This window comes from Streptomyces botrytidirepellens (assembly GCF_003721215.1).
Lineage (GTDB): Bacteria > Actinomycetota > Actinomycetes > Streptomycetales > Streptomycetaceae > Streptomyces > Streptomyces himastatinicus.
This window is the reverse complement of the sequence record NZ_RIBZ01000562.1, coordinates 1-3251: the sequence shown is the minus strand read 5'-3', so window position 1 is coordinate 3251 and position 3251 is coordinate 1. Positions and strand designations below refer to the sequence as shown.

The 3251-nt window shown below is 74.0% G+C and carries 3 protein-coding genes and 1 pseudogene; 3 read left to right on the top strand and 1 reads right to left on the bottom strand.

Annotation, left to right across the window (positions count from 1 at the left end; translation table 11 throughout):
- A partial coding sequence (locus tag EEJ42_RS32840) for a DAK2 domain-containing protein (protein WP_123105613.1) occupies nucleotides 1-426 on the top strand: 426 nt, incomplete at its 5' end.
- Entirely contained in the window at nucleotides 423-887 is a 465-nt protein-coding gene (locus EEJ42_RS32835) for a ribose-5-phosphate isomerase (protein ID WP_123105611.1), read from the top strand. The genes EEJ42_RS32840 and EEJ42_RS32835, both read left to right, overlap by 4 nt.
- A gap of 3 nt (nucleotides 888-890) precedes the next feature.
- On the opposite strand, the pseudogene EEJ42_RS32830 reads toward EEJ42_RS32835, so the two are convergent.
- Nucleotides 891-2331: pseudogene (locus tag EEJ42_RS32830) on the bottom strand (amidase family protein).
- A gap of 147 nt (nucleotides 2332-2478) precedes the next feature.
- On the opposite strand from EEJ42_RS32830, the gene EEJ42_RS32825 reads away from it, so the two are divergent.
- Nucleotides 2479-3251 (top strand): YeeE/YedE thiosulfate transporter family protein (locus EEJ42_RS32825; protein ID WP_184503387.1); only part of this gene is annotated, 773 nt, incomplete at its 3' end.

Genomic DNA, 3251 nt, shown 5'->3' with positions numbered 1-3251 from the left:
GCCGGGGGCACCTCGGGCGCCCTGTGGGGCGCGGCGCTGCGCGCCCTCGGCGCCGTCCTCCCGGCCGACCGGGCGCCCGGACGCGAGGAGCTGGCGTCCGCCGCCACGGAGGCGCTCGCCGCCGTCACCTCGCTCGGCGGGGCCGAGGTCGGCGACAAGACCCTGGTCGACGCCCTCGCCCCGTTCGCCACCGCCTTCGCCGTACAGCTGCGCGCCGGGGCCCCGGTGACCGAGGCGTACGCGTCCGCCGTGGCGGAAGCCCGTACGGCCGCCGAGCACACCGCCGACCTGCGCCCCCGCATCGGTCGCGCCCGCCCCCTCGCCGACCGCAGCGTGGGCACACCCGACCCCGGAGCCACCTCACTCGCCGCGGTGCTGACCGCGGTCGCCACCCTTCCCACGACGACAGGAAGCGATGCCGTATGACCACCGCGACTCCGTTCCGGATCGTCGTCGGCTGTGACGACGCCGGATACGGCTACAAGGAAGCCCTCAAGCAGGACCTGCTGGACGACCCCCGGGTCGCCGAGGTCATCGACGTCGGCGTGGGCAGCGACGAGCACACCGCCTACCCGCACGTCGCGGTCGAGGCGGCCCGCCGCGTCGCCGACGGCACCGCCGACCGCGCCCTCCTGGTGTGCGGCACCGGCCTCGGCGTGGCCATCAGCGCCAACAAGGTCCCCGGCATCCGCGCGGTCACCGCCCACGACAGCTACTCCGTACGCCGCTCCGTCCTCAGCAACAACGCCCAAGTGCTCTGCTTCGGCCAGCGCGTCATAGGGCTCGAACTCGCCCGCGCGCTCACCGACGACTGGCTCGCCCAGCGCTTCGACGAAACCTCCCCCTCGGCGGAGAAGGTCGCCGCCATCCGCGCCTACGAGAGCTGATGCCTAGGGGGTGACCGTGGGCAGGTAGCGCGGTGCCCGCCAGGCGTGAAGCCGCCGCTCCACCGCGGCTCCCAGCGTGAGGAGCGCGCCGTCCTCGCGGTCACCGGCCATCAGGAGCACGCCCACCGGCAGCTCGTCCACCAGCCCCGCGGGCACCGACAGGGACGGGTATCCCGCCACGGCCGCGGGCGTCGAGGACGGGATCACATCGTTGTCGCCCCGGGCACAGTCCGTCGTCCACGCGGGCGGGTTCGTCGGCGAGGCGATGGCGTCCAGCCGATGGGCGGCCATGGTCTCGTCGATCGAACGCCGGGAGAGGTCCTTCAACTCGGCCCGCATGGCCCGGTAGGCGGGGTCGGTGGTGGGCGGCGCGGCAAGGGCCCGCTCGAACAGCTCCTGCCCGGCGAAGCAGGTCCGCTCCGCCGGGTGGGCGCGGTTGAACTCGACCAGCCCGGCGAGGTTCCGCGGCCCCTCGCGGGTGGCGAGATAGGCGTCGATGTCCCGGTGGAACTCGCTCAGCAGCGCCGGGAATTCGAGCTCGGCCAGCCGCTCCTGATACGGCGGCGTCACCTCGACGACCTCGGCTCCCGCGCTCCGCAGCTTCTCCGCGGTACGGGTCATCACGGCATCCACCCCGGGCCCCAGCGACGGCAGCCGCCACAGGCCGATCCGCTTGCCGCGCAGACTGCCCGGTGGCGTCCGGCCGTCCGGGAGGCGGGCGGTGTCGCCACCGCCGATCACGGCGAGGGTGAGCGCGGTGTCGGTCACATTGCGCGCCATGGGTCCCGCGGTGTCCTGCTCCGCGGAGATGGGGACCACTCCGTCCTGGCTGACCAGGCCGAGGCTGGGCTTGTGGCCGACCACCCCGTTCATCCCGGCCGGGCACACGATGGAGCCGTCCGTCTCGGTACCGATCGCCACCTGCGCCAGCGACGCGGCGAGCGCGGCGCCCGAACCGGAGGAGGACCCGCACGGATTCCGACAGATTGGTCTTGCCGAGGATCACCGCCCCCGCGTCCCGCAGCCGGGTCACCAGGGCGGCGTCGCGGTCCGGCGGGCTGCCCGCCAGCGCCAGCGACCCGGCCGTCGTGGGCATGCCGCGGGTGTTCACATTGTCCTTGACCAGGACGGGAATCCCGTCGAGCGGACCCCGGACGTCGCCGCGCCGGTGCCGGGCATCGCTGGCGGCGGCCTGGCGCAGGGCCGTCGGATCGGTGTGCAACAGCGCGTGGATCGTGGGATCGATGGCCTTGATCCGCCGCAGATAGGCGGTGGTCAGCCCCGACGAGGTCAGCGAACCGTCCGCCATGCGTGCCTGTAATTCCGGAATGGTGGCCGTATCCAGATCGAAACCCGCTTCAGCGGCCCGCGCATGTGGCACGCCCGCGCACAGGGAGCCCACGACCAGGGTGGCGAACGCCACGGCAGTGCTCCGCTTTCTCATGCCCGTCATGTTCCCCATGCCCCGCATGTCCCTCCTGGGCCCGATGCTCCTCATGAGGATCAGCGCACAATAGGGTGGCGGCCCGCCGCAAGACGCTTTCGCGTCGCCGCCACACCCGCACGTCCCGAACGTCCCCGGAGCCCCACCGTGACCACCGCCCCGCAGGCCGAGGCCGCGAAGACCGCCGCGCTGCTGTCCCCCTCACCCACCTCCGCGCCCCGGCCGGAGGCGCCCGCCGCGCCGCCGGTGCGCCGGGTGCCGCTCGCCGTGTCCGGGCTGCTCGCCGCGGCGCTGACCGCGTACGTGTGGTCCGCGCACGGAGCCAAGCCCGGCGTCCTGCTGCTGCTCGGACTCGGCCTGGGCATCGCTCTCTTCCACTCCCGCTTCGGCTTCACCTCCGCCTGGCGGCAGCTGGTCGCCGTCGGCAACGGCACCGGGCTGCGCGCCCACACCCTGCTGCTCGGCACCACGGCCACCCTGTTCGCCCTGCTCATCGGCACGGGGACCGGGCTGTTCGGGTCCGTGCCCGCGCCGTCGGCCGAACCGCTGGGCCTGGGGCTGCTGATCGGCTCGTTCGTCTTCGCCATCGGCATGCAACTCGGTGGCGCCTGCGCGTCCGGCACTCTCTTCGCGGTCGGCTCGGGGCAGACGTCGATCGTGCTCACCCTCGGCGGCTTCATCGCTGGTGCGACCCTCGCCGCCTGGCAGTTCGACCTGTGGAAGGACCTGCCGGCCCTGGAGCCGGTCGTCATGGCCGACCACATCGGCTGGTTCGGCTCCTGGGCGGTGACGATCCTCGCGCTCGCCGCCATCGTGCTCGTCAGTCGGGCCGTGCAGGCCCGCCGCACCCCGCCGCCGATCGGCCCGGTGCCCTCCGCGCGCGGCGCCGCCGCCCGGGTGCTGCGCGGTTCGTGGCCGCT

Bases quoted from the DNA above. Each gene is read 5' to 3' on its own strand.
- EEJ42_RS32835 (WP_123105611.1), top strand. From the start codon at position 423: ATGACCACCGCGACTCCGTTCCGGATCGTCGTCGGCTGTGACGACGCC.